The sequence below is a fragment of the Dyadobacter sp. CY261 genome, assembly GCF_021440085.1.
Taxonomy (GTDB): domain Bacteria; phylum Bacteroidota; class Bacteroidia; order Cytophagales; family Spirosomataceae; genus Dyadobacter.
In genome coordinates this window covers 1-26,889 of the sequence record NZ_JAKCPW010000012.1, presented here as the reverse complement: position 1 = coordinate 26,889, position 26,889 = coordinate 1, and the positions used below count along the sequence as shown (strand labels likewise).

Below are 26,889 nucleotides of genomic sequence, written 5' to 3'. Positions count from 1 at the left end.
TTTTAGGCTGATTGTGTTGGAAATCAAAACTCGACATTCACTCCGAATGCAAACTTCCGCTGGAACGGGTACGAAAAGCCTTTTGAGCTATCAAACGTGTTGCTGCTCGAGATTACTTCCGGGTCGAAGTATTTTTTGAGTTCTGAGAATTCAAAAAGGTTTTCCCCGCTTGCGAACACACGCACGCGGCTGATCTTGTGCTTTTGCAAAAATGCAGCCGGCAACGAATAGCCGATCGTCAGGTTCTTGACCCTCAGATAGGCAGCGCTTAGCAGATATTTGGTTTGCGGAATGTCCAGACCGGATCCGTAATTGTTATCCGCCAGCCACGATTGCAGCACGGGGAAATTGGCATCGGTATTGGCGTCTGCCAGCCCGGCCGCAATGTACGATTGAGAATGCTTCGCACGCTGCTGATCGGAGTCGGCCTGGCCACGGTAGAAATCGAGGTTCCACGGATACACATTGCCATAAGGCTGCTGGTATGGTCCCCAATAAAGGTAATGCTGCGGGTAATAATCGCCTTTGAGCACGCCTTGCAACACTGCCGAGAAATCGAAACCATTCCAGTCGGCGTTCAGGTTGAAACCAATGCGGTAACGCGGAGTAGTATTTCCGATAACCGAGAGGTCTTTCGGGTCTTTTTTGGTAAGGCCTTTCGTAATCCGGCCATCGCCGTCGAGGTCTTTGTATTTCGGCCAGCCCGGCACGATAGACAATGCTCCCCAGGGAATAATGTCGGTTTCATCGAGTTTGGCAATCTCGTCTGCATTTTGGAAAAGACCATCGTTGGTAAGCCCCCAGATTTCGCCGATTTCTTGTCCCTTACGGTAAGAGGCAGAGAATAATTCCTGATCGTTCTTGAACTTCGTAATATGAGAGCGGGAATCTGAAACGATTAATTTTGCACTCAGTGATAACGGCTTTCCGCCCACGTTATAAGAATCGTTGTAGCCTACGGTCAGCTCCCACCCTTTTGTTTGAAGGTCGGCTGCATTCTGGCGGGGTACCGTGGTGCCAAGTACGCCAGGCAGCTCTTGCCCGGGTGTAAGCATGTCCTTCGTATTGCGGATATAGTAGTCGAATCCAAATGTCACATGATCTTTCAGCACACCAAGGTCCGCACCAAAGTTGAGCGTCGAAACACGTTCCCATGTGTAGTTTGAAGGGTCGATGTATAATGCCGGCGATCGGGTAATGACAGTTTGCTTACTACCGCCGATCAGATAATTGGACAAATCAGCCGGTAGGGATTGGCGAAAGCTGTAATAACCTACATTCTGGTTTCCAAGATCCCCATAGGAAGCACGTAGTTTCAAGGTCGGAATGAATGGCAACGCTTCCTTCACAAACGACTCCGAGCTCGCGATCCAGGCGCCGGATACCGACGGGAAGAAGCCCCAGCGGTTGCTCGACGGGAAACGTGAAGAGCCATCGTAGCGGCCATTTGCTTCGATAATGTAGCGGTCATTGAACGTGTAGTTCAAACGTCCGAAAAAGCTGCGGGTTGCGTAACTGCTATCGGCAGCATAAGCAAATGAATTACCACTGGTCAGGTTAATGTAAGGCAGCGAAGGCGAAATCAAGCCAACCTTCTGCGCTTTGGTGGTTTTGTAGCCGTAACTTTCCTGGTTATAACCTGCCAGAAGGTTGATCCGGTGATTCCCCAATGTTTTGGTATAGTTTGCAAATAAATCCAGCACATTGTTGTCCAGCGTGGCGTTGGTTTCATACACACCGCCTACGTCACCCTGTGCGCGCACATCGTTCGGGCCAAATCCGATGCGGTACGTACGCACGTCCTGCTTGGTATTCCATTGTTCACGCTTAAAGCTCGCGGAGCCGGTCACCTGCAAATCGCCATCCAATGCGGTGACAATCCCACGGAAGATGTTCTGGAACCCGAACATATCCTGCTTTTTATTACCACCATCGGTAAGGCGCGCTGCGAGGCGGCCTGCGTCGGTATTGGCCCAGGTGCCATCGGGGTTTACTGCTACCTGTGTGGGTTTGAGCGTGTAGATGTCGGTAATGTCGGCCGTCGGCAATGCACGCTCTGTCCGGTAAATTGACAGGTTGTTATCCAGTTTCAGCCATTTCAAAGGTGAAAAATCCAGCCTTGCGCGCGACGAATAGCGATTCCAGTAGTCGTCCGTCAGTTTGTTCAAACCACCTTCGTGGTTATAATCCGCAGAAATGTAATAACCCACGGTGCGCTCGTTGGCCGTTTTGGCACTTCCCGTGAATGCCAGGCTGTGGTTTTGCGAGAAGCTTCGTTTGGTGAAAAAGTAGTCGTACCAGTTGTTGCTACCCATGTAGGCCCATTTGGTAGGGTCGCTCGGATCAAGCCGGGTGTCGGGCACCGACGGATCGTCGGAGCGCTGTTTTGCCCAGGCGTAATATTCGTCGGAATAATTGACATAATCCCAGGGCGTATTGTCCGTGGAAGTTTCCAGTACGCGGGAAAAAATGTAGGGGTCCGTCACCGGCTTGGGCAGCACTGTTGGCTGGCCCCAGGAGAAGAAGTTATTATAGGTAATGGATTGCTTGCCACGTCCACCTTGTTTGGTCGTAATCAAAACAACACCAAACGCCGCACGGGCACCGTAAATGGCCGCCGAAGCCGCGTCGCGCAGGACGGAAAAGCTGGCAATGTCCGATGGGTTGAGGCGGAGCAGATCGTTGCTGTTGGCCGCCGCAATGCCGTCGATCACAAAAAGCGGCTCTCCGCCATTGATGGAAGTAAAACCACGGATGTTAAAATTGGGCACAGTTCCGGGTGTTCCGCTTTGGTAAGTGATGTTCAAACCTGGGCTCACGCCTTGCAGGCCTTGCATCACGTTCGCAACCGGGCGCGCCTCGAACTGCTTGCCGCTGATCTGGTCCACAGCACCGGTGATATTCACCTTTTTCTCCACGCCATAGCCGATCACGATCACTTCTTCAAGGTTACCGAGGTCGGCCTGCAGGGTTACGAAGATTTCACTTCTGCCTTTTATAAATTCCTCCTGCGATTTGTAGCCGATGTACGAGAAAACGAGGATGTCGTTTCCCGAAACGCCGTCGAGGCTATACTGACCGTTCTGGTCGGTGATGGTTCCTTTCTGAGTTCCTTTGATCACGACGTTCACACCGGGGAGCAGATCTTTTCCGTCGGTCACGGATCCGGTTACGCGCGCGGTTTGCGCGGTTGCAGGCACAAGCCATGCACAGGTCAGCAGTACGGCCAGCAACGCTTGTTGCAGCAGCCTGGTACTGGAAGGTCTGGGTACACTTTTCATCATAACTAAGATTTGTGTTTCAGTAAATTTTGGGCGTTTTGGGAATACAAATGTCCTAATCAAAAATTACGCTAATATTAAAAAATAGTTACCTGATTGTGATTATAAATTGAATGAATGTTCAATTAATTTTTACAGCGTTTGCCAACTTCCGGTTTTCGTAAAAATCCGTATATTGCCGATCCGATACACCCCGAACCGACGATGGGAAGAAAGAGCCTCAAAGAAGCCCGCAAAAAAGAAATCATTAAAGTGTTTTATGGCCTGGCCAAGAAGAACGGCCTGGAAAATACCTCCATCGCCAAGATCGCCGCGAAGATGGAGATCAACCCAAGCCTTATTATCCATTATTTCCAGACTCGTGAAGACCTCGTTTACGGGCTCGTCGATTACATTCTCGACAAATACAAGCTTATTTATAAGGTAGGCACCACCAATGCGAAGGACTCGCGAAAGGCATTACTCGAAATCATTGGGAATATTTTTTCCAAAAAATGGAACAGCCTTTTCGACGACGGCCTGTTTTACGGCTGCTACGCCATGGCATTCCACGATCCAAAAGTGAGGGACCTTTATAAAAAGCTGCTGGATTCGCTCCGCGAAATGCTCATTGGCCACATCGACCAATGCCGCCAGGACGGCGTACTCGATATTGAAGACGTCGAAACGGCTGCCGACAACATTTTTGTCCTCATTGACGGCGCTTATTTTTATCTCAGCCTCGTAACCGATAAAGAAGAATACGAACTGCGGCTGGCGAAATACCGGCAGCAGGCATTATCCATCCTGCACTTAAAGGAACTGTCAGAAATTGCCGGATGACCGGCCGCGGATCAACCGCCTGGCCACCGCGCCGATGCCGATCATCAGCCAGATGAAATTCACAGCTACATTGGGTTTGTCGCCATATTCCAGGGAGTAGACGATCAGACTGGCCGCGCCGATCATATTTAATATATGAAAAGGGTAACCGCTCGGTTTCAACACTCCAATTGTAAGCAACAGGTAGGCAAGCACATAAGACACTACCCCTAGCCATCCCATCGTCTCCAGCAAAAATTCGGTGTTCATGTGTAAGGTGTCTGTTAGCACTACAATATTAATGTAGCGCGGGAATTCAGCCAAATAGCCCCGTCGCAACCGCAAACAAGCCATTATTCGCTCATTTTGGTAATTAACCAAATAAAATCACCCAAATTCACAGTTTTGCGGAATTTCGGAGGTAAATAAGTTAATATCGGTAAAAAAACCGCTAATTCACATCAAGTTTTTGGTTTTCCGACCTGCTAATTTTACAAATAGATAATATCCGGAAATGACCGCGCGAAAGCGTATTGCCAACTGCCTGTCAATAGGCGGGAAGCATTTTATTGCCCTGACATTCATTGAAATAGCTATGAAAATCCCTAACCCAAGCAAGCAATTCTACTTCCACGCACTCACGGCAATGTGCCTCGGGGCATCGGCATTGGCGCAGAAGTCGCTGCCAGCCTACCAGCCTAACCCCACAGAGCTGGCCGCATCTTATAAAAGGATGACGCTGATGGACTCGCTGACCAAAGGCAGTGTCCTGAAAGCACAGGTGCAACCAAACTGGCTCGCCGACGGTCAGTCGTTTTGGTACCGGAACGTGTTAAAGGATAGTCTGACCGAATATTGGGTGGTAAAACCCGGAGAAGGGAAGAAAACGCTGGCTTTTGAGAATGCGAAAGTGGCGGCGGCATTGTCCAAAGCGTATGATTCCACTTTTTCCGCGACCAAACTTTGGGTGCAGGACATCCATTTTGATGCTGAAAAACGCAGCATTTTCCTGCAAAGCAAGGGTAAATGGTTTGCCTATGACACCCAAGCCGGCACGGCACAGAAAATTACCAAACCAGATCTCCCTAAACCTAAAGAAATCGGCTGGACAAAGCAGCTCAGCCGCTGGGGCCGCTTCCGTGCCGACAGCGTTTCGCCTGATAAGCAGACCAAGGCTTTCGTCCGAAATGGAAATATTTATCTAAGTAAAAAAGACAGCAAAGACGGTAAGCAACTGACCTACGACGGCAACCCGCTGAAACCTTACGGCGAGCTCAGCTGGTCGCCGGATGGCCGTTACCTGGTGTGTTACCGCATTGACCGTCGTGAAGAACGGCAGGTGAGCATTATCTTCTCGTCATTACCGAACACGACCCGTGGCGAGGTCAAAACACGGGGTTATGCGCAGCCAGGAGATGAATTTACAAGCTACGAAATGCAGGTGATCGACGTGGAGAGCGGCAAATCGGCCAAAGTGCAGTCCGAAGCGATCGACTTCTTCAATGCCCCGGTGATCCGCTGGCGGAAGGGCGATGCCACGCATTTTACCTATGAAAAAGTAGACCGCGGGCACCAACGGTTCCGGGTTATCGAAGTGGACGCCACCAACGGCGCCACCCGAAATATCATCGATGAAAAAACAGAGACTTTCATTTACCAGAACATGATCTACACGCATTACCAGCCTGAAAATCATGAGATCATCTGGGTTTCAGAAAAGGATGGCTGGCGGCATATGTACCTGGTCGACGAGCAAACCGGCAAAATCAAAAACCAGATCACCAAAGGCGAATGGGTCGTGCGCGACATCGACAGCGTCGACACCCAGAAACGTGAAGTGTGGTTCAAAGCCAGCGGCATGAATGCCAATGAGGATCCCTATCACATTCATTACTACCGCATTAAGTTCGATGGCACAGGATTGGTAAAACTCACCGACCACGCCAAAGCCACGCACCAGCTCACATTCTCTCCCGACAGAACGTACTATGTGGACACTTACTCGACTATGACGACAGCACCGGTTTCGGAGCTCCGGAAAACAGTTGATGCCTCGCTCGTACTGAAACTCGAAACCGCCGACCTTTCTCCCTATCTCGCATTAGGTTTCAAACTGCCCGAGATCTTCAAAGCCAAGGGCCGCGATGGTAAGACAGACATCTGGGGCATCGTGTACCGCCCCAGCAACTTCGATCCGAAGAAGAAATATCCGATCATCGAAAACATTTATGCGGGTCCGCAAGATTCATTCGTCCCGAAAGCGTTCCGCCATTACGGCGAGATGCAGAGCATGGCCGAGCTCGGTTTTGTTGTGGTGCAAATGGATGGCATGGGTACTTATAACCGCTCCAAAGCATTCCACGACGTATGCTGGAAAAACCTGGCCGACGCCGGCTTCCCCGACCGGATCGCGTGGATGAAGGCATTGGCCGAAAAATATCCTCAGGTGGACTCGACGCGTGTTGGCGTTTACGGAACCTCTGCCGGTGGACAAAATTCACTGGGTGCGTTGCTCTTCCACCCGGGCTTTTACGACGCGGCGGTTTCGGCATGCGGCTGCCACGACAACCGTGTCGATAAGCAATGGTGGAATGAGCAATGGATGGGTTACCCCATCGAGAAGCATTACGACGAGCAGTCGAACGTGACCAACGCGGCGAATTTACAGGGCGATTTGCTCCTGATCGTGGGCGAGGTGGATACCAATGTACCGCCGGAAAGCACTTATCGCGTGGCCGATGCATTGATCAAGTCGAATAAGGAATTTGACCTGCTGGTGGTGCCCGGTATGGGCCATAGCGACGGCGGGCCGTATGGACGCCGCAAGAAACGCGACTTTTTTGTACAAAAACTTTTAGGTGTAAATCCTCCGAACAGAAACAGGCAGATCGCCGCTCAGCCAACTGCGCTTGGGCGATGAAGCGTGCCTGAATATTGAATTGACGATTGCATTTGTCAGAAGGCGGCCTCCCGCCTTGCAGTTACCCTTTTGCCCTTAGCTTTAAATTCTATGAAAAAAACACTACTCATACTGGCCGTTCTTCAAATGCTTTTCGTGGGTTGCGCACGAAAAAAGGTCGCCCTAAAAACACCGACGGCATCCGCCGAAAGCACCGACGGCCGCCGTAGCGACGGCCGCCGTGGCGACGGCCACCGCATCGAACTCCTTTTCCTTGGGCACGACAGCAAACACCATTACTCGGAGAAATACTTCCCGATGCTCTCGCTACCATTGTTCCAAAGAGGCATTAACCTGACCTACACTTCCGACCCCAATGCATTGAACACGGAAAACCTCAGCCGCTATGACGGCGTGGTGATTTATGCTAACCATAACACGATCACGCCTGCGCAGGAAACTGCGTTGAAGACATTCGTGGAAGGTGGAAAAGCGCTTATTCCATTGCATGCGGCATCATTCTGTTTTCAGAATTCGGATTGGTACATCAAAGCGGTAGGCGGTCAGTTTTTGTCGCATAAGTATGGCACATTTACCGCGCCGGTCGTGAAGGCCGACCACCCGGTGATGCAGGGCTGGAAAACTTTTGAAACCTGGGATGAAACCTATGTGCATTCCAAGCTCAATCCCGACATTACCGTACTGCAAGAGCGTGTGGAAGGCGATCACCACGAGCCGTGGACGTGGGTGCGGATGCAGGGTAAGGGTCGCGTATTTTACACTGCTTACGGGCACGACGAGCGCACCTGGAAGCAGGCAGCATTTCAGGAACTGGTTGCCAACGGCATTATGTGGGCTGTTGATGACGATGCAAAAGCGCGTTTGGCGAAACTCAATTTGCCTAAACCAACATTCACTGACGCCGATGTGCCCAACTACGAAAAACGGGATCCCGCACCGAAATTCCAGCAGCCATTATCCCCTGCCGAATCGCAGAAACTGACGCAGGTACCGGTTGATTTTGAACTGAAATTATTCGCATCGGAGCCCGATATTACCAAGCCGATCGCCATGGCCTGGGACGAGCGCGGACGCCTTTTTGTAGCCGAAACCCAGGATTACCCCAACGAAGTCCGCGATCAGGACGGCATTGGTAAGGACCGTATCAAGATTTGCGAGGACACCGATGGAGATGGCAAGGCCGATAAATTCACAGTTTTCGCGGATAACCTCAACATCCCGACCAGTATAGTGTTTGCCAATGGTGGCATAATCGTGGCTCAGGCACCACATTTCATTTTCCTGAAAGACTCCAACGGAGACGACAAGGCCGATATCCGCGAGAATATTATCTCCGGTTGGGGTAAAAGCGATACGCACGCCGGGCCTTCGAATTTGAAGTATGGCTTGGACAACAAGATCTGGGGTGTGCTGGGCTATGCAGGTTTCCGCGGCACGAATACAGGCAAGCAGCTGAATTTCAGTCAGGGTATTTACCGGTTTGACAACGATGGCAAAAACCTGGAATACATTGGCCGCACTTCCAATAATACCTGGGGTTTGGGTTTTTCGGAGGATTTCGAAGTGTTTATATCAACAGCGAACGGCAATTACAGCGGGCATTTCGCCATGCCACTCGAATACGTGAAGCGTTCCGTGGCGGACGGCTCCGGCAATACGGTTTACAAACTGGATTCGCATTACGAAATGAACTATTTAACACCTGCATTGCGCCAGGTGGACTTTCACGGCGGATTTACTGCTGCTGCGGGTCATAACCTTTATACCGCCCGTAATTTTCCTAAATCTTACTGGAACTCGACAGCGTTCGTCTGCGAACCAACCGGCCGGCTGCTCTACCAGGCTTTACTGAAACCAAAAGGGGCAGGTTTCAAGGAAAAGAATGGGTTCAACCTCCTCGCCAGCGCGGATGAATGGTTCTCGCCTGTGCATGCGGAAGTAGGTCCCGACGGCGCTGTTTGGGTTGCGGACTGGTACAGCTTCATCATCCAGCACAATCCTACCCCGCGCGGTTTCGAGAATGGGAAGGGGAATGCTTATATCAATCCATTGCGAGACAACCAGCACGGACGTATATATAGGGTCGTTTGGAAAAACGCTACAAACCCTTCCTATCCAAAACTTGATAAAAACGACGCAGCCAGTCTGGTGGCAGGTTTGAAAAACGATAACATGTTCTGGCGCACCACGGCGCAGCGGCTGATCGTGGAATCGAAAAACACTTCGGTGATTCCCGAGCTCATCAAATTGATGAATGATCAATCCGTGGACGAGATCGGATTGAACAGCCCCGCAGTACATGCATTATGGACATTGGATGGACTCGACGCACTGAATGGCTCGAACGAAGAGGCCTATCACACACTGGTACGCGCTATTCGCCACCCGGCGGCAGGCGTGCGGAAAACAGCCGTAAAACTGCTTCCTCGGAACGACAAGACGCTCTCCGCATTGAAATGGACAAATTCATTGAATGACCCAGATCTGAAAGTCAGGCTCGCGACCATCCAGGCATTGACCGACCTGCCAGCTTCCGAGGAAATTGGAAGAATGCTCTACCTGGCAGGGCAGGATTCCCAGAATGCAGCCGACGAATACCTTGCACAAGCCATTTTCACTGGCGTGATCAAACACGAGGCCGGTTTCAAAGCGACCGCCGCGAAACTGAAAGACTCGACATTAACGGCACGCATCGAACGCGGGTTGATTGAGGAAACTTATATGCTCAATCTTTGGTCGCCACCGATCTACCCTCCGGATGTTTCGCACAAAGAACTCAGGATTAAAGCTATCATTACAAAAGCGCAGGAAGACCTTTCGGGTGTGGTAGCATCCCAGGGCAACCGACAGAATGGTTACAGCCTGTACATGCAGGATGGCAAATTGCATTGGCTTGTGCGGCAGGATGGTAAATCGTATCAGGTAACATCCACCCGCAAACTGCCCGACGAGCGCTTTACGGCTTATGCAACCCTGTCGGAAGGCGGCAAAATGACGCTGGCGATTGAGGATGAAACTCCCGTAGCAGGCCAGGCAACAGGCCTTTTTCACCATCCATTTAACCCGGACGATATCCGGCTGGGCCGCGACTTGCGTGACGGCAACCAGGTGGGCGAATATGGTGATAATGCCAGATTGAAAGGCTGGCTGGACATTAAAAGCACGCTGCAACTGAACCAGGTCATTCATGATCAGGCACCTAAAAAGGTCGCTGTAAACCCTGAGGCACCTGTGGAAGTAATGAAAGGCAAAGGCACGCCGGTAACAGTGAAGCTCAAAGTGATAGAGCATGAAATGAAATTTGACCAGAAAACATTTACCGTGAAGCCTGGCCAGAAAGTGACGGTCCAGTTTACCAATCCGGATTTTATGCAGCACAATTTGCTCATTATCAAACCCGGAACATTGGAAAAAGTCGGCAATGCGGCCGACCTGCTGGCGCGCGAAGCCAATGCGATCGCGATGAACTACGTGCCTAAAATGTCCGAAGTACTGCATGCAACGGAACTTGTCAGTCCCGAAGGCAATGCGACGCTGGTGTTCATCGCGCCCGAAAAGCCCGGTGACTACCCGTTCCTATGCACCGTGCCCGGCCATTGGCGGATCATGAACGGTATTATGAAAGTGCAATGAGTACCCTCAAATAAGTTTAACCATCTAACTCCAATTGATATGAAAAGACCATTATCCCGCCTGATCCGGGAACTGCACCGCTTTTGCTTCCTCGCGGCGGCGGTCGCCTGTTTCCTGACCGAAAATGCCCTGGCATTCGCTGCCGACCGACAGATTTCCGGCAAAGTGGTGTCCACCGAGGACAAGAACCCGCTGCCCGGCGTGACCATTATTGTGAAGGGTAAAAATACCGTTGGTACAGCGACTGATACCGAAGGAAAATTCAAGCTGGAAGTGCCAGAGGGGGCTACATTAATCCTGAGCTACATCGGATATGTGAGCCAGGAAGTAGCCGTGGGCAACCAGAGCGAAGTGAATGTAGAACTGGCCCCCGACCAGAAACAATTGCAGGAGGTGGTGGTGATCGGGTATGGTACGCAAAAAAAAGGCGACATTACCAGCTCTGTGGCGAGTATCAAGCGCGAGGATTTCGTCCAGGGAACGGTGCGTGATGCGGCGCAGCTTGTTCAGGGAAAAGTAGCTGGTTTGCGTATTACGACACCCAGCGGCTCTCCTACCTCCAACACGCAGATCAACCTCAGGGGTGTCAACTCCATTGAAGGTGCCTCCAACCCGCTGATCCTGATCGACGGTATCCCCGGCGGCCTGAATACCGTCGCACCGGAAGATATCGAGTCGGTGGATGTATTGAAGGACGGTTCGGCTGCGGCGATTTATGGTACCCGCGCTACCGGAGGGGTGATCCTGATCACGACGCGTAAAAACCGCGGCAATGCCCGTTCGACGATCGAGTATTCCAATTATGTCAACATCCAGTCCATCGCCCGCCGTCCCGAACTGCTGACCGGCGATGATTACCGTCAGAAAATCAAGGAAGGCATTGATTATACAGACCACGGCGGCAATACCGACTGGCTTTCCGAGATCATGCAAAAGCCGGTAAGCCACAACCATAATCTGACGTTTTTTGGAGGTAACAGCACGACCAACTTTACCGGCTCGGTGAACTACCGGAATTGGGAAGGGATATTTCTAAGGTCCGGACAGAACCGTTTCACCGGTCGTGCGGATTTGAACCATTCCATGTTCAACAACAAACTGAAAACCAATCTTCAACTCATCAACCGCATTACCCGCTCGAATGGCGCGGTAAGCCCGGCCAACGACGATGCCGCTTACGGATATGCCTACCGCCAGGCTATTATCCGCAACCCCACCGATCGCGTGAAAGACGATAATGGCAAATGGCAGGAACGCGACGGCTATTTCTACGAAAACCCCGTTTCGCTACTGAATGAATCCAATTTCGAAAGTTCGTTCAAAGAAATGCGGATGGCCGGTAGCCTCGACTACGCACCGATCGACGATCTGAATTTCAAGTTGCTGGTTTCAAATGTACAAAACAGCAACCTGGAAGGCGGTTCAACCACATTTAACCACACCAGTACCCGACTTGGCAACCAGAATGCGACCGCTTTCCGCAACACCTATGCCAACAATGAAAACCTTTTGGAATTAACCGGAAATTATTCGAAAACCATCGGTAAACACCGTTTCTCGGTGCTTGGAGGTTATAGCTGGCAGGATGCGACTTACGAAACCTTTGCCGCAAATAACTGGGATTTTCCAACCGACACTTACGATTGGAACAACCTCGGTGCGGGCGGCGCATTGCAAAGAGGGCAGGCCGGTATGAGCAGTTCGAAAAACAAATGGCAACTCGCAGGTTTCTTTGGCCGTTTGACTTACAGCCTCGACGAAAAATACCTTTTCATGGCCAGCGTACGCCGCGAAGGATCTTCCCGCTTCGGTGTGAACAACCAATGGGGTACTTTCCCCGCGGCCTCCATTGGCTGGCGGATCAGCAAAGAGAACTTTATGGGCGGCTTTGGTGCGGCTTCCGATATCAAACTCCGTGCGGGTATCGGGGTGACGGGTACCATCGCGAACAACCCGTACATGTCTCAGATCAGCTACAATTTCGATCGCGGACAAGGGGCATTCATCAACGGCAAATGGGTACCAGGCTTCGTTCCTGCACGTAACTTCAACCCCGATTTGCGTTGGGAGAAGAAAGAAGAATACAATGCCGGGGTCGATTTCGGTTTCATGAAAAACCGCATTAATGGTTCGATCGATTTTTACAGCCGCAAGGTGAAAGATCTGCTCTACAATTTCCCGGTACCTGTTCCGCCGTATCTAACGGGCAGCATGTTTATCAATGCCGGGGTAATGGAAAACAAAGGCGTTGAAGTATTGGTGAATATCGTGCCTATTCAAACAGGCGATTTCCAGTGGAACACCGGATTTACCTACTCTACCAACAAAAACAAGCTCGTAAGCCTTTCGAATGACCAATTCCAGGCCGCCAACGACTTCTTCGACGCAGGATATACCGGCGAGCCGATCCAGGTGAGTACCCACCGCGTGAAAGTGGGAGAGCCTATCGGCCGTTTCTTTGTATGGAAAAGCGTAGGCGTGGATGATAAAGGCGCCTGGCTTGTGGAAAACAAAGATGGTGAGGTGATCCCTATTGCCGACGCTACTCCGGGCGACCGCCAGTACTATGGTAATGGCATTCCAAAGCACATCGTGGGCTGGAACAACAACGTCCGCTACAAGCAGTTCGACCTCGCTGTAAACATGCGTGGCGCATTCGGGTTCGACATCCTGAATTTCCAAAGCATGTTCTACAACAACCCGCGCAACAAGGCTTACAATATGCTCAAAACCGCCTATGACCCGATCGACGGCAAGGTGCTCAACTCCGACCTCGTATATGTTTCACACTATATCGAAAAAGGCGATTATTGGAAAATCGATAACGTGACGCTGGGCTATACGCTGCCTGCCAATACGATCAAAGGTCTTAAAAACGCCCGCATTTTCGTATCTGGGCTTAACCTCGCGACCATTACCGGCTATACGGGTATTGATCCCGAAGGTGTGACATTCACCGGCTTTTCACCGGGCAGCGACTACCGCGACAAGTACCCGACTACCCGGACATTCACTGCCGGCCTGAGCGTAACATTCTGACCATTCAATTCTTTTGGAACAATGAAAAATAGAAATATAAAATACGCGGTCCTCGCTGCATTATTGACCGGAGCGCCGCTTTACTCCTGCACGGACCTCAATGAAGAAGTGTACTCCGAAGTACTCGGCAGCAGCTACCAGCCTACTGAAAAAGACCTGCCTGCCATTGTAGCGCCTGTTTATTCATCGTTGCGCTCGCTGATGCTGGGCTGGCAAGGCTATTTCGATTTGCAGGAAGAAGCCGCCGATGCTATCATCACGCCTGTACGCCCGAATGGCTGGGACGATGGTGGCACCTACCGCCGCATGCACCAGCACGCCTGGACAGCGTTGCAATGGCAACCCGAAAACGCCTGGCAAAGCTCATTCCGGAGCATTACCACCGCAAACCGTGTACTATCGCAAATAGCCGAAGGCGATCTGCCCATTACGAATGGCAAGGAAGCAACCATCGCAGAGCTCCGTGCCGTACGCGCCTTTGCCTATTATCTCTTAATGGACAATCACGGAAATGTGCCCATTGTGACTGATTTTAAGGATGTTACTCTACCCAAGCAAAGCACGCGTAAGGAAGTTTATGATTTTGTGGTAAAAGAATTGACCGAATCGCTTCCAAACCTGAGCGAGAACGCAACCACTACCTATGGCCAGATGAACAAATGGGGTGCCAAAACCTTGCTTGCCAAAATTTACCTCAATGCCCAGGTATATACCGGCACTCCCCAATGGGCGAAGGCGATCCAGGAGGCCGACGATGTGATCAAAAGCGGCAAATATGTACTGGACGCCAACTACTCGGATGTTTTCACCTGGACTAACTTCAATTCCAAAGAGATCATTTTTGCGATTCCTTATGACGAAATCTATGGAACCGGCAACCAGATTCACATGAAAACCCTCGACCCGCTGAGCCGTTCGGTATACCCGATGAATGCTGGTCCGTGGGGTGGAAACTGCGCCGTGCCACAGTTTATCGACACCTACGATGCCGAAGACAGTCGCCTGGCCGACACCTGGATCATGGGACCGCAAAAAAGTGCGGCCACCGGAGCTGTGGTGATCACATACAGCAAATCCGTTCCGGGAATGGAGAAAACGGCTTCTACCGACGGCTATCGCATTGGTAAATATAAGATCAAACCGAACGCCACCGGCAGTCTCGACAACGACTTCCCATTTCTGCGCTACGCGGATGTGCTGATGATCAAAGCCGAAGCATTGCTGAGAACCGGGAAGGCAGCCGAAGCCGCTGAACTGGTAACGCAGGTGCGGCAGCGTGCATTCAAAGGCAATCCTGCCAAAGCCACTGTCACGGCAGCAGATCTGGCCAAAGGCAGCAAGTACAATTATGGCTACCAGGCCACCGATGGAACCATTACCGAACGGCAGGGTGGTGACGACGTCCAGTTCGGGCGTTTCCTCGATGAGCTGGGTTGGGAGTTCGCGGCCGAAGCGCACCGCCGTCAGGACCTGATCCGTTTTGGGATATATGAAACCAAAAAATGGTTCAACCACCGTCCGCAAGCTGCCCAGCGCGCCCTGTTCCCGATCCCGCAGAATGAAATCGATAAAAACCCTAATCTGAAACAGAACCTGGGTTACTGATACATGTATTAATTTGGGTTAGGTAGTTCCTATTTGCTCACCGGACGAAGTATATTTGCTTCGGTGGGCAAATTTTTTGTTTTATCCCAAAACCGTCTTTATCCCATGTTTTCTAAATCGACATACTTAAACCGCAGGCAGACACTTCAATCAAAACTCGGCAGCGGCCTCGTTCTTCTGCTTGGCAACGAAGAAAGCGGCATGAACTACCGCGATAACGTATATTCATTCCGCCAGGACAGCACATTTCTATATTATTTCGGCATTGACCAGGCTTCGCTGACCGCTGTGATCGACATTGATAACGATCGCGAAATCATCTTCGGCGACGAGCTGACCATCGACGACATCGTCTGGACCGGCCCGAAGGAGGCCCTTACCGAAAAAGCAGGAAAAGTGGGTGTTACCGAAGTAAAACCCGCTTCCGCGATTGCTGGCTTTCTGAAAGACGCATTATCCCGCCAGCAGACCATTCATTTCCTACCTCCCTACCGCGGCGAGCATTACCTGAAATTACAGGAATGGCTGCGCATCAATCCAGCCGAAGCAGAGCAAAAAAGCTCTGTAAGCCTCATTAAGGCGGTAGTTTCCATGCGGTCTTACAAAACGGAGGAAGAAGTGGCCGAAATCGAAAAGGCCGTGGATACGTCCATCGATATGCATCTTGCGTTCATGCGTACCACCCGTGCGGGCATGACTGAAAAGGAAATCGCGGGAAATTTGCAGAGTATCGCCATCGCACAAGGCGGAGATATCTCTTATCCCATTATCCTGACCGTCAACGGCGAAATCCTGCACACCCACGCCCGTGACCTCGCCATCCGGGAAGGGCAGATGGCACTTTGCGACGCCGGTGCCGAAACCGCGATGCGCTACTGCGGCGATTTGACGCGTACCATACCCGTCGGCAAAACATTCACGACCCATCAAAGAGAAATGTACGAAATCGTACTCAACTCGCAGGAAGCGGCCATTGCAGCATGTAAACCGGGTGTTTTGTTCAAAGATGTGCACAAACTGGCTTGTACCAAACTTGTGGAAGGCATGAAACAAATGGGCGTTGTCAAAGGCGACCCTGCCGAAGCTGTTGAGCACGACGTACACACATTGTTCTTTCAATGCGGCCTCGGCCACATGATGGGCATGGACGTTCACGACATGGAAAACCTGGGTGAACAATATGTCGGCTACACCGACGATCTCCAAAAAGGGACCGCATTCGGCTGGAAATCACTCCGCCTCGGCCGCGCCCTCGAACCCGGTTTCGTTCTCACCGTAGAACCCGGCCTTTATCTCATCCCCACTCTCATCGACCGCTGGAAAGCCGAAAATAAACTCTCGCAATTCATCGACTACGATAAGCTGGAACTGTTTCGCGATTTCACGGGCATCCGCATTGAGGACAACCTTTTAATCACTGAGAATGGGAATAGGGTACTTGGGAAGGGGCTAGTGAAAAGTGTGGCGGAGGTGGAGGGGCTGAGGGGATAAATAGTATATGTTTGCAGGCAGAACTCCTCAGCCTGCAAACATTGAAACAGCCGAAATATCGTTACACGACGGGCACAAATCGCTTCGTTTACAAGTTCGCAAGCATGGGGCCGGAAGGTAAAATCAGGAAGCTTGTCGATATGTGAAGCGTGATCCATCAATTGGTAATAACCTGGCTGCCGATCCGGTATTTTCAGCCGGACGCTGTCCTTGCTATTAGCCTTCAAATGTAAGGGTTATTTAAACTGATAGAATTTCCATTGCGTCTTAAAATCTGCTTTCAGAGGCTGGTTGATGAGCGTGGCCCTTACCATCTCGATCGGCATATTGTTTTCCTTCATGACCGCATCGTGGTATTGCTTGAAAGTCATTTTACCACTGTCCACCAACTCCTTTTTGAGGCTAAATAATTGTAAACCACCAATCAGATAAGCAACCTGATACAATGGACTATAACTTCCTTCAAATGAACGCCTTACCTCCCCTTCCGCATTCGCACGTTCATGTCCGACGCGATCCACCAGGAAATCAATGCATTCCTGGGGCGTCCATTTTCCCAGGTGATAGTTTAACGAGAAAATGATACGTGCGCAGCGATGCATGCGCCAGAACAGCATCCCGATCCGCTCCTCCGGCGTCTTGGCAAAGCCCTTATCGTACAGCAGAAGCTCCCAATACAATGCCCAGCCCTCCGTCCAGAATGGCGTGCGGAAGTCACTGCGATAGGATTTGTAACGACTGCTCATATAGTATTGCAAATGGTGGCCGGGTACCAGTTCATGGTGTACCGTAGAGCGCGAGAAGTAGGGGTTGTTACCGCGCATGCTCATGAGCTTGTCCTCATGCGCCATCGTATTGGTCGGGTACGAAATGATAATATCCCTACCGCCGAGAAAGAATGGATTAACGAGTTGTCTTTCAGGCGTCATCATCTGCATTCCCCAAGTCTCGTCAGCTATTTCGGGGTAATCTATCAGGTTATTTTTGAGAATAAACTCCTTCGCATCATTATAAAGTTTCAGGATCAGTTCGGGCTGGGTGCCGGCTGGCACATAGCTGTTTTTCACCTTTTCCTGCGCCTTTTTCCAATCGTTACCAAAACCCATTTCCGCCGAAGCTTTCAGGAGTTCCTTATCACACCAGGCGAATTCCTTATTTGCCAGTTCGATCAATTCATCTGGCGTGTAGCTGATCATTTCAGTACCTAACTGACGGATCAATTCCTCCCTTCCAATGGGCACGCCCCGGATCCCGCTGGCATCCTCCTTCTGTGTCGTATTCAATTTTCCTTTGCTGCGGATGAGCTTCGAATAGGCCAGCAATGTACTGTCCAGTGTTTTGTAAGGCTTCGGCACCCACCAGTTGAACATCGGGTCGTAACCATTGTAAAATTCATACATACTTTTCAACCGCGCTTCCAGGCCATTCACTGCTTCCACACCCATGCGCGACAGCGACATATCGATCGATTCCACCTTTTTGAACGATTCTTCTGCCTTTTTCAATTCCTTTTGCAGATCATTCAATTTTCCAGCCACCGCTTGTCCATCGACGGTAGCACCACGCCTGCGCCCTTTTTCGAGCTCATAAATAGCAGGGGCAAATGGAATGTATTTCTCAATCTGCGCATATTCCTTTTCTTCCTGGCTCAATGCGCGCAAATGGTCATCGATATTCCGTTTCAGCAGCAGGTAATCCACTTTGCCATAAATGCTCATCGCATTGAAATCGGTCTTCGCAAGTTTGCTTATATAATCTTGGTCTACCTCACGCAGGCGCTTCCGTTGCTCGGGGGAGTTCAATGCAGGCCCCGAACCCTGTCTTCCACGTCCGCCGGTAGGCATAGGTCCGTAAAAATAGTCTACTGCGTGAATATCCTGCGCATACTGAACAACCAGCCCGGCCACCTCGCTCGTCTGTTCATATAAGTTAAACTTCGATTTGGTACCCTGGCTCTTCACTCCGAAAGCCGCTAAACAAAAAAATAAGAAAAGTGCCCAACGCGTGCGCGTTACGTACATATGCGTCATAGGATTCAGGAATATAAAAATGGATTTTACCAAAATTACCCGAAAATCCCGGCAGAAACGAGGCAGGTTTTAATCATTTATTGACTGATTTTAGCAGGTAGGGGTGCGCAGCTAACGGCCGGACCGCCGACGGATGTGTGACGATGGACGATAGACGATGGACCATTCCTTATCACTGATGACGATGAACCGTTGCCGACGTGCTTGTACTGCCGACCATGGACGATAGACCATAGACCATTTTTTATTGCTGTGAAGATGAACCGTTGCCTACGGCAGCTATGGTCCATCGTCCATCGTCCATGGTCAGCCTCGGCGGTCAGCGGTCGGCGGTCAGCAGTCAGCGGTCAGCGGTCCTCCCCCCCAGCCCCAAAACAAAGCAATCCCGACTCCACAACAAAGTCGACGGTCGCTCAATTAGCGAAATTTGTATTGTTAAACGTCAACAACCCAATTATGAATAAGACAATTTTGATTACAGGCGCTTCTTCCGGGATCGGGAAAGCGGCTGCGCGGCACTTCGCTGCCAATGGATGGAATGTGGTTGCTACCATGCGTAGCCCCGAAAGGGAAACTGAACTCACAGGCCGCGATAATATCCTGGTTACCAAGCTGGATGTACAATCACCGGAAACCATCGAATCGGCCATTGCGGCGGGCATCGAGCGGTTTGGTGCTATCGATGCGGTGGTGAACAATGCCGGTTATGGGCAGTACGGTGTTTTCGAAGCCATTACACCAGAGCAGGTTCATGCGCAGTTCGATGTGAATGTATTTGGTGTCATGAATACAATCCGGGCGATCCTGCCACATTTCCGGGAACGAAAAACGGGTATGATCATTAACATCAGTTCGGGTGCGGGCCGGTTTACATTACCGCTCATCTCGCTTTATAATGCTTCCAAATTCGCTTTGGAAGGCTTTTCCGAGGCGCTTTCATTCGAGCTGTCTGCGTTGAATATTACAGTGAAGATCGTGGAACCGGGCGGTACTACCACCAATTTCATCAAAACCAGCGAGGAAAAATTCTCTGCCAAACCGCTGCCCGAGTACGACGAATTCCTTGGCGCGGCTTTCAAAATGTTTGACAATCTGAAAGGTATGCAACTCGCCACTGCCGAAGAAGTCGCCGAAGTGATCTACGAAGCCGCAACCGATGGGACCCATACGCTTCGTTACCTGATCGGAAATGAGGATTTCAAACGGCGGGTAAACAACCGGCTAAATCTTCCGGATCAGGAGTACATTGAGTCGGTCAGGGAGGCGTATTTGCCGTTTATGGGGGCGGAGTGATGGATGACCGCCGGCGGATGACCGCTGACCGCTGACCGCTAGTGCGGCTCCGGCATCAACAGTTCAACATGACAGTAAAACCATCGTCCGCGGTCTATCGTCCATGGTCTCCACCCCACCGTCTCCATACCGCATCGGCGGTCAGCGGTCAGCGTGGGGAGACCATGGACGATGGACCATGGGGTTTCCTGACCGCCGACTGCCGACCGCTGGTGCGGCCCCCGCATTAACAGTTCAACATGACAGTAAAACCATCGTCCGCGGTCTGTCGTCCATGGTCTCCACCCCACCGTCTCCATACCGCATCAGCGGTCGGCGGTCAGCAGTCGGCGGTCAGCAGTCGGCGGTCGGCGGTCAGCGGTCGGCAGTCGGCGGTCGGCGGCCGGCGGTCAAAAAACACCAAACATCCCCTATATTAGCACCATGGAAACCTCACGCTACCCCTGCCATTTCGAGCCGACGATTTCGAATGAGCAGTTCATTCCGGACCACATTTTTGTTTACCTCGAAACGGGCTTTATGAATGTTTTCTATGGAAACAGCATGTACGAGTTGCGGGCGGGCGACTACTGCTTTGTGACGCGCAACCATCTGGCGCGGTATCATAAAGGCGAGCTCGACGGGAAACCATTCAAATCAGTGTCGGTTTTTATCTCCCAGGAATTTTTGCGGGTTTTCTCCCAAGAATACGGGCATACTGCCGAAACGGTTGAATGCACGGAGGATAATGCGATTATTCAACTCAACCACCATCCCATGCTGGAAAGTTATGTGCAATCGATGCGTCCCTACATGCAACTCGATGGCGAGGAAAAGAGTGATTTCATGGTCTTAAAAACCAAAGAGCTGGTTCTTTTGCTACTCAAAACCAATCCCGCATTAAAGAATATTCTTTTTGACTTCAGCGATCCCGGCAAGATCGACCTTGAAGATTTCATGAACCGTAATTTCCGCTTCAATGTGAACCTCCAACGGTTCAGTTATCTATCGGGACGCAGCCTGACGATCTTTAAGGAAGATTTCAAAAAAGTTTTTAACACATCGCCGGGAAAATGGCTGATGGAAAAAAGGTTGACAGAAGCGCGCTTTCAAATAGAAACGCTGGGCCGGATGCCATCCGAAGTGTATCTCGAAGTAGGTTTTGAGGATTTATCACACTTCTCCTTTGCTTTCAAAAAAATGTTCGGCTCATCGCCAAATCAGTTCCGTAAAGTTCAGGCCTGACGCTATTCCTGCAAATCCAGCTGTCTGGCTTTCCCGTTTTCAGTCCGGTAACGCGAAATAATCGCTTTCAACGTTTCGCCCGTCCCTTTGATCACCATTTTGTTTAGATTGTACTGCGACATATTCATCGCCGCGGCTATTTCCTGGATGGTCAAAGGCTCATTCTGGCGCACCATCTTCCTTACCTCTGCCAGAACACGCTCGGTTTCAGGATTGTATGGCAATTCAGTCTCCATATGCTTTCGACCCGAAAAATTACGCTTCACCAGGCTTACCAGTAGTGCAGCCGAATTGGTCACAAGATCGCGGCTGCTTTCCTGCAATTGGTTCAGCTCGCTTTCAATCAATCGCACCAGGTGTGTCACGGCATGGCGGTCAATTTCGCTACGCAGCTCCTTCTGCCGGAGGAAATCAGGTACAGAAAACAAATCGCGCACGGCCCGGAACATGCCTGCGAAGCCATTGAGAGGATCCGCCGCCCCGGCTATGCGGAACGGATCGAAGAAGATAGTAAGCAAGTTGGTCCTGTAAAAGGACTTGAATTGGAAATGATGGCCGGGGGAAAGGAGAAAGATCGCGTGCTCGTCGTAATGCCACGAGCTGTCGTCAAAGGATAAAACACCCTCCCCCTCGGTGACAAATGCAATACCAAACAAGCCGTCGTAGCGGGATGACTGTTCAAGCTCACGGGCTTCGCAGCTTACCAGATTTAGGGTTTGATCGATATTGAATTCTTTCATCACGTTGAAGAAGGGTTTAGGAATAGTCACCAGTTTCCACAGCCGTCGTTGTGGCGCCTGCGAAACGGGGTTTAGGTTTATGGTCAACTTACTGTCGGTTTCAGTGAAAACACCGTCAGTAACCAAAGATGTTTACCAATGGTGAAACCTGAAAATTAAAGGTGGCTAATGCCGGATTTAGAATACCGAATGCCCGGTTTTGGAGGAAGAAAGAAAATTATTTTCCAAGCCATTGCTTGAAATCAGCCATCCTGTCACCGCTAACAAATACTTCCTGTGACGCCGCTGGTGTGAGTTCGAGCTTCAAACGCCCGGCTGATACCGTGTAAATCGAGCGTATGCTGTTTAATGCGATGATAAGCGAGCGATTGATCCGGAAAAACTCCTTTGGATCGAGCATTTGCGCCAATTTATCCAGGCTGTAATCCATAGCGAGGTGCTGTCCGTCAAAAGTCCGCAGGAAGGTGGCCTTTTGTTCGATGGTGAAATAGGCAATTTCGCTCGTGCGGATGCTGAATAATTTGGGTCCTGCCGAGGCAAGGAAGCGCTCTTTGTAACCCTCCTCTCCTACTGGCTGATACATGGCCATTAACGCCGCGAAGTCGGGGACGGGAGCCACTGCCGCTTTCGCATGCAACGCGACAAACTTGTCGATCGCCGCCGCCAATTCGACCTTGTCCACCGGTTTGAGCAGATAATCCACGCTGTTCGCCTTGAATGCTTTAAGCGTATATTCGCTGTAAGCGGTGGTAAAAATAATGGGAATGGTTAGTTTCAGTTCTTCGATGATCTTGAATGCGAGGTCGTCTTCGAGATGAAGGTCCATGAAAATCAGGTCGGGAAGGCTATTGTTATTGTCGCTCAGCCACTGGATGCTTTCCCGGACTGACGACAGTTTGCCCATGACGTTAATTTTGGGATCATACTTACCAACAAGGCTTTCAAGACGGTTGGCACTGAGCGACTCGTCTTCGATAATCAGCACATTCATGAAAGCAGCGGCACTTTAACGGTAAAACAGCCATCGGTCTTATCGACCATCACAGGCTTATCGATCAGCAACTTGTAACGGTTTACAATGTTCTGAAGACCCAGGCGGGTAGAAGATTCGGGTAACTCGCGGACTTGCAACGGATTGCTGATCACCAGATAATCGCCATCAACCCCAATTTTAATAACCAACGGATTGCTGGTCGACATACGATTATGTTTCACGGCATTCTCCACGAGTAGCTGCAACGTAAGCGGCACAATCGAATATTTTTCCTTTTCCTGGCAGGAAATGTGAATATCAAGGTTTAGTTTGTTTTCAAACCGGATCATCAACAGGAACATGTAGGTTTCGAGGAACTCCACCTCCGTAGCCAGCTTGATGGAATCGTGCACCGACTTTTCAAGAATATAGCGGTAAGCCTTCGAAAGCTGGTTGATGAACTTCACCGAAAGCTCCTGGTTGGTCTCCACAAGTGAGGTTAGCACGCTGAAATTATTGAAGAGAAAATGGGGGCTTACCTGGTTTTTCAATGCATTGAAATTCGCCGTAGCATTCTCCTTCTGCAAGCGCTCTTCGTTGATCACCACCCTTTGCAGACGCTCGTACACCCGCTTATTGGCAGCGAGATAATACTCCGCCATGAGCGCCATCACGGTAATGCTGGTATTAGCCCGTTGTTTGAGCACCGGCGAATCGTTGAGCACGATCGGCAGCACGTCGAAGCTCCTTTTATCAAAAACAGCCTCCATCCAATGCCAGAGATAGCGGTACCAATGGTTGAAAACCATCGCCAATGCAATCGCGACGACTAGCATAAGCGCCTGGTTCACCACTCGGAACCGTTCCGGAAAATCCTCTCCTAAAAAACGGGAAGTAAAGTATTGCACCCACTCGATCACGTTGATCCAGAGGATAAAAAACGCAATGCTGAACAACACCTCCATCGTCCACAGTGGCAGCCGGTGCCAAAATGTGGGCAGATCGATCTGCAAAACGTTCATATAAATGCGTATAGGCACATATATGACCGCAAGGCCCAGACCAAGCTCCCATTTTTGACGGCTGGTAAGACGTGATGTTATTGGGGATTGCATTTACTTTCCAAATTCTGAACCTCAAAAGTAAACAAAGTACCATTATGTGTGATCTACTATTTTTCAAGTCGGGCGGCGTCTCGCACTAATATCTTATCAATCTGCTTCCGGATGCATTATTACGCGTCGTCCATTTGGCGTAAAGTATCATATTCCTGTCGTGAAATGTCAGCTTTTTTCAGAAGCGAGTCGGGTTATTTTGTATCGTCAATTAAAACCATTCAAAATAGCCATGGAAACTTTTATCGAATCAGAACTCATTGAACAGAAGGCACTTCAGCGTGTCATTTCAAATCCCGAGTACACGGTCATTTTCCTGACCACCGCCGCCGAAAGCGGGAACCGGATGTCGGAAATGGAGATTTTATTATCGCCAGGGGGAGGAAACGAGCTTCATAAGCACCTCAATTTTGCCGAGACATTCATCCCACTGGAAGGTGCGCTGGGAGTGCAGGTTGGTCCGAACAAACTGCTGCTGAAACCCGGCGAACAGTATACAGTGCCGATCGGTATGCCGCACAACTTCTCGAACCCCGGCAGCCAACCCATCCGTTTCAGGGTCGTGATCGAACCCGGACATGAAGGATTTGAACGTTCGCTGCGAATGCTTTACGGACTTCAAAACGAGGGCCTGGCCGACGTTAAAACCTGGGATGGCCTTCTTCGGGCGTCTGTCGTCCTGGTGATCAGCGATATGCGGCTTGCTGGTAAAAAAGCGATCCTCAACCCACTTATGCCAATCCTCTACCGGATTGCTTGCCGGAAGGGCTATGACCGCGAAATGATCAGAAAGTATTGTATTTAATGTAAATAAAAGCGGCCGTCTGCACAGGTCCCGTAAGATTGGAACTCCGTGTTGACGGCCGCTTTTTAAATGCTGATTGCCTATTTTCCTTCCGCGTATTTCTTGAAATTGTCAAGAATTGCCTGCCAGCCGGCTTGCTGGAACTCCACAGGATGGATATTTTCAGGATCGAACGTTTCGGTTACTTTCGTTGCATCGCCCTCTTTTTCGAACAACACGGTGACCTTCCTGCCGTCGCCGAGCGTGTAGGCCAGGTAGCGGTTTTCCTCCACCTCAGTATAAGTACCACCGAAATCGAAGCTGAAACTCCCGTCTTTGGCGGCCATGGTGGTTTTAATGTTTCCACCTACGCGCACATCGTTTTCAGAAAAAGGCGCATGCCAGTCGTCGGAGGCAAAGCACCATTGGGTAATGTGCTCCGGTGCATTGAATTTATTCCAGGTTTCTTCGATCGGCGTGTTGACAGTCGCTTGAACAGTTACAGGTTGTGTTGTCGTTTCCATTTCTTTGTTTTTATTGGTTGATTGATGTTACAAAGTTGCCGGGTTTCTCGGAAACGGAGCGATGCCTGTTGCGACAAAAAGCGGGTGCGTTTGCGACACCCGCCTTAAAACTGTCATTGTTTTACCGCCAGAGCCTTTTTTACCGCAGGGGCCACATGGGTTCCGAGCAGCTCGATGGATTTCATCAGGTCCTTGTGCGCCGGTGCGCCCACATCCGTATGCATCAGAAAGCGCGTCAGGCCGAACATCTCCTGATGGTAAAGGATCTTATCGATCACCGCATCAGGCTCTCCTACAAATAAAGCCCCTTCACGGCCCTGCCCGCCCTCGAACTGCGCTCGGGTGTAAGATGCCCATCCGCGACTGCGGCCTACCCGGTCCATTTGTGCCGCATACGATGGAAAATACAAGTCGCTCAATGCTTTCCCATCTGCTCCCACGAGCCCGTGTGAATGCGTAGCTACCTGCATTGTAGCGGGATCGTGGCCTGCTTCCAGGTATTCTGTTTTATATAATTCAAAAAACGGTTTGAACCGAGATGGCATACCGCCGATGATCGCGATAATCAACGGATAGCCGAGCCTTGCTGCGCGTACCACCGACTGCGGCGTGCCGCCTACTGCCACCCAGATATTCAGTTTGTTATTGACAGCACGTGGTAAAACTTCCTGTCTGTCGAGCGTCGCGCGGAACTTGCCTTTCCAGGTGATCACGTCATTGTCGTTAATCTCCTTTAACAATTCCAATTTTTCCGAAAAAAGACCATTGTAATCGTTGAGATCATAACCAAACAGCGGAAACGACTCGATAAAGCTGCCGCGACCTACGGTAATCTCCGCACGGCCACCGGAAATGAGGTCGACTGTCGAGAAATTCTGATAAACACGAACGGGATCGGCAGAGCTCAACACCGTAACTGAACTTGTTAGTTTAATATTCTTAGTGACCGATGCAGCAGCGGCGAGGATGATCTCGGGTGTCGACACTGCGAAATCGGGGCGGTGGTGCTCCCCTATTCCGAATACATCCAGCCCAACCTCATCGGCCAGCTTGATTTCCTCCAACATATCCTGCAAACGCTCCTGCGGTGATTGAAAAGAACGGGTGGCATTGTTAAAAGCCAGGTCCCCGAACATACTGATTCCTATTTCCATGATGCTTGTTAAGTGCTGATTTCAGTTTGGGCATTTCTATTTTGGCACAAAGACATTTATCCATTCGTGGCAAAATGATGCACCCAATAACCAAACCAGCAACATGCGACATAGATTCCGCGAGAAGGCCGTCATCCCAGTATCCAAAAGTATAGCTGTTGGGGGGAGTTGTTGACCGAATGCTTGTGGACCATGGACGATGGACCATAGACCATGACTTCGTCAAAACAACATGCAAGTTGGACCATGGACGATGGACCATAGACCATGACTTCGTCAAAA

At 50.6% G+C, this 26,889-nt stretch carries 18 protein-coding genes; 10 read left to right on the top strand and 8 right to left on the bottom strand.

Going from position 1 to position 26,889, the window contains the following annotated elements; genetic code table 11:
- Positions 1–23 precede the first annotated feature (23 nt).
- Positions 24–3,284, bottom strand: a complete 3,261-nt coding sequence (locus LZD49_RS27815; RefSeq protein WP_234671103.1) for a TonB-dependent receptor — start codon at positions 3,282–3,284, stop codon at positions 24–26.
- 201 nt (positions 3,285–3,485) lie between these two features.
- Between LZD49_RS27815 and LZD49_RS27810 the strand changes: the two genes are divergently transcribed.
- Positions 3,486–4,103 carry a TetR family transcriptional regulator C-terminal domain-containing protein gene (locus tag LZD49_RS27810; protein WP_234671102.1) on the top strand — a complete coding sequence of 206 codons (618 nt, stop codon included), beginning with the start codon at positions 3,486–3,488 and terminating at the stop codon, positions 4,101–4,103.
- Here LZD49_RS27810 and LZD49_RS27805 read toward each other — a convergent pair.
- Positions 4,086–4,352 carry a CBU_0592 family membrane protein gene (locus LZD49_RS27805; protein WP_234671101.1) on the bottom strand — a complete coding sequence of 89 codons (267 nt, stop codon included), beginning with the start codon at positions 4,350–4,352 and terminating at the stop codon, positions 4,086–4,088. The genes LZD49_RS27810 and LZD49_RS27805 overlap by 18 nt on opposite strands.
- Before the next feature lie 244 nt (positions 4,353–4,596).
- Between LZD49_RS27805 and LZD49_RS27800 the strand changes: the two genes are divergently transcribed.
- The 6 genes from LZD49_RS27800 (at position 4,597) to LZD49_RS35600 (ending at position 16,916) form a co-directional block, all read left to right on the top strand.
- Positions 4,597–7,002 (top strand): S9 family peptidase, encoded by a 2,406-nt coding sequence (locus LZD49_RS27800; RefSeq protein WP_234671100.1) that lies wholly within the window; start codon positions 4,597–4,599, stop codon positions 7,000–7,002.
- A gap of 90 nt (positions 7,003–7,092) precedes the next feature.
- Positions 7,093–10,635: a PVC-type heme-binding CxxCH protein gene (locus tag LZD49_RS27795; RefSeq protein WP_234671098.1), complete on the top strand. Its 3,543-nt coding sequence runs from the start codon at positions 7,093–7,095 to the stop codon at positions 10,633–10,635.
- Positions 10,636–10,674: 39 nt separating this feature from the next.
- The gene (locus LZD49_RS27790; RefSeq protein ID WP_234671096.1) at positions 10,675–13,674 is read left to right on the top strand and encodes a TonB-dependent receptor; all 3,000 of its coding nucleotides are present in this window, start codon (positions 10,675–10,677) and stop codon (positions 13,672–13,674) included.
- Between the two features lie 21 nt (positions 13,675–13,695).
- Complete coding sequence (locus tag LZD49_RS27785) at positions 13,696–15,279, top strand: RagB/SusD family nutrient uptake outer membrane protein (RefSeq protein ID WP_234671094.1); 1,584 nt, start codon at positions 13,696–13,698, stop codon at positions 15,277–15,279.
- Positions 15,280–15,384: 105 nt separating this feature from the next.
- Complete coding sequence (locus tag LZD49_RS27780) at positions 15,385–16,770, top strand: aminopeptidase P family protein (RefSeq protein WP_234671093.1); 1,386 nt, start codon at positions 15,385–15,387, stop codon at positions 16,768–16,770.
- A gap of 11 nt (positions 16,771–16,781) precedes the next feature.
- Positions 16,782–16,916: a hypothetical protein gene (locus LZD49_RS35600; protein WP_255721239.1), complete on the top strand. Its 135-nt coding sequence runs from the start codon at positions 16,782–16,784 to the stop codon at positions 16,914–16,916.
- A 90-nt stretch (positions 16,917–17,006) separates the two neighbouring features.
- Here LZD49_RS35600 and LZD49_RS27775 read toward each other — a convergent pair whose 3' ends face one another.
- Complete coding sequence (locus LZD49_RS27775) at positions 17,007–18,800, bottom strand: DUF885 family protein (protein WP_234671090.1); 1,794 nt, start codon at positions 18,798–18,800, stop codon at positions 17,007–17,009.
- Between the two features lie 456 nt (positions 18,801–19,256).
- Here LZD49_RS27775 and LZD49_RS27770 point away from each other — a divergent pair, with 456 nt between their 5' ends.
- Both LZD49_RS27770 and LZD49_RS27765 read left to right on the top strand, forming a co-directional pair.
- Positions 19,257–20,093, top strand: coding sequence for an SDR family oxidoreductase (locus tag LZD49_RS27770; protein WP_234671089.1), 837 nt, complete (start codon positions 19,257–19,259; stop codon positions 20,091–20,093).
- A gap of 423 nt (positions 20,094–20,516) precedes the next feature.
- A complete protein-coding gene (locus LZD49_RS27765) occupies positions 20,517–21,317 on the top strand; it encodes an AraC family transcriptional regulator (protein ID WP_234671087.1) in 801 nt (266 codons plus the stop codon).
- A gap of 2 nt (positions 21,318–21,319) precedes the next feature.
- Here LZD49_RS27765 and LZD49_RS27760 read toward each other — a convergent pair whose 3' ends face one another.
- The 3 genes from LZD49_RS27760 to LZD49_RS27750 all read right to left on the bottom strand — a co-directional run bounded on the left by LZD49_RS27760 (position 21,320) and on the right by LZD49_RS27750 (position 24,145).
- Entirely contained in the window at positions 21,320–22,144 is an 825-nt protein-coding gene (locus tag LZD49_RS27760; RefSeq protein ID WP_234671085.1) for an AraC family transcriptional regulator, read from the bottom strand.
- A 130-nt stretch (positions 22,145–22,274) separates the two neighbouring features.
- Positions 22,275–23,048 carry a LytTR family DNA-binding domain-containing protein gene (locus LZD49_RS27755; protein WP_234671083.1) on the bottom strand — a complete coding sequence of 258 codons (774 nt, stop codon included), beginning with the start codon at positions 23,046–23,048 and terminating at the stop codon, positions 22,275–22,277.
- Positions 23,045–24,145 carry a sensor histidine kinase gene (locus LZD49_RS27750; protein ID WP_234671082.1) on the bottom strand — a complete coding sequence of 367 codons (1,101 nt, stop codon included), beginning with the start codon at positions 24,143–24,145 and terminating at the stop codon, positions 23,045–23,047. Before LZD49_RS27750 ends, LZD49_RS27755 begins: the two co-directional genes overlap by 4 nt.
- 232 nt (positions 24,146–24,377) lie before the next feature.
- On the opposite strand from LZD49_RS27750, the gene LZD49_RS27745 reads away from it, so the two are divergent.
- Positions 24,378–24,950, top strand: coding sequence for a cupin domain-containing protein (locus LZD49_RS27745; RefSeq protein WP_234671081.1), 573 nt, complete (start codon positions 24,378–24,380; stop codon positions 24,948–24,950).
- A gap of 80 nt (positions 24,951–25,030) precedes the next feature.
- Here LZD49_RS27745 and LZD49_RS27740 read toward each other — a convergent pair whose 3' ends face one another.
- Together LZD49_RS27740 and LZD49_RS27735 are read right to left on the bottom strand one after the other, a co-directional pair.
- Complete coding sequence (locus LZD49_RS27740; protein ID WP_234671080.1) at positions 25,031–25,453, bottom strand: SRPBCC family protein; 423 nt, start codon at positions 25,451–25,453, stop codon at positions 25,031–25,033.
- A gap of 113 nt (positions 25,454–25,566) precedes the next feature.
- A complete protein-coding gene (locus LZD49_RS27735; protein WP_234671079.1) occupies positions 25,567–26,607 on the bottom strand; it encodes an LLM class flavin-dependent oxidoreductase in 1,041 nt (346 codons plus the stop codon).
- Positions 26,608–26,889 lie beyond the last annotated feature (282 nt).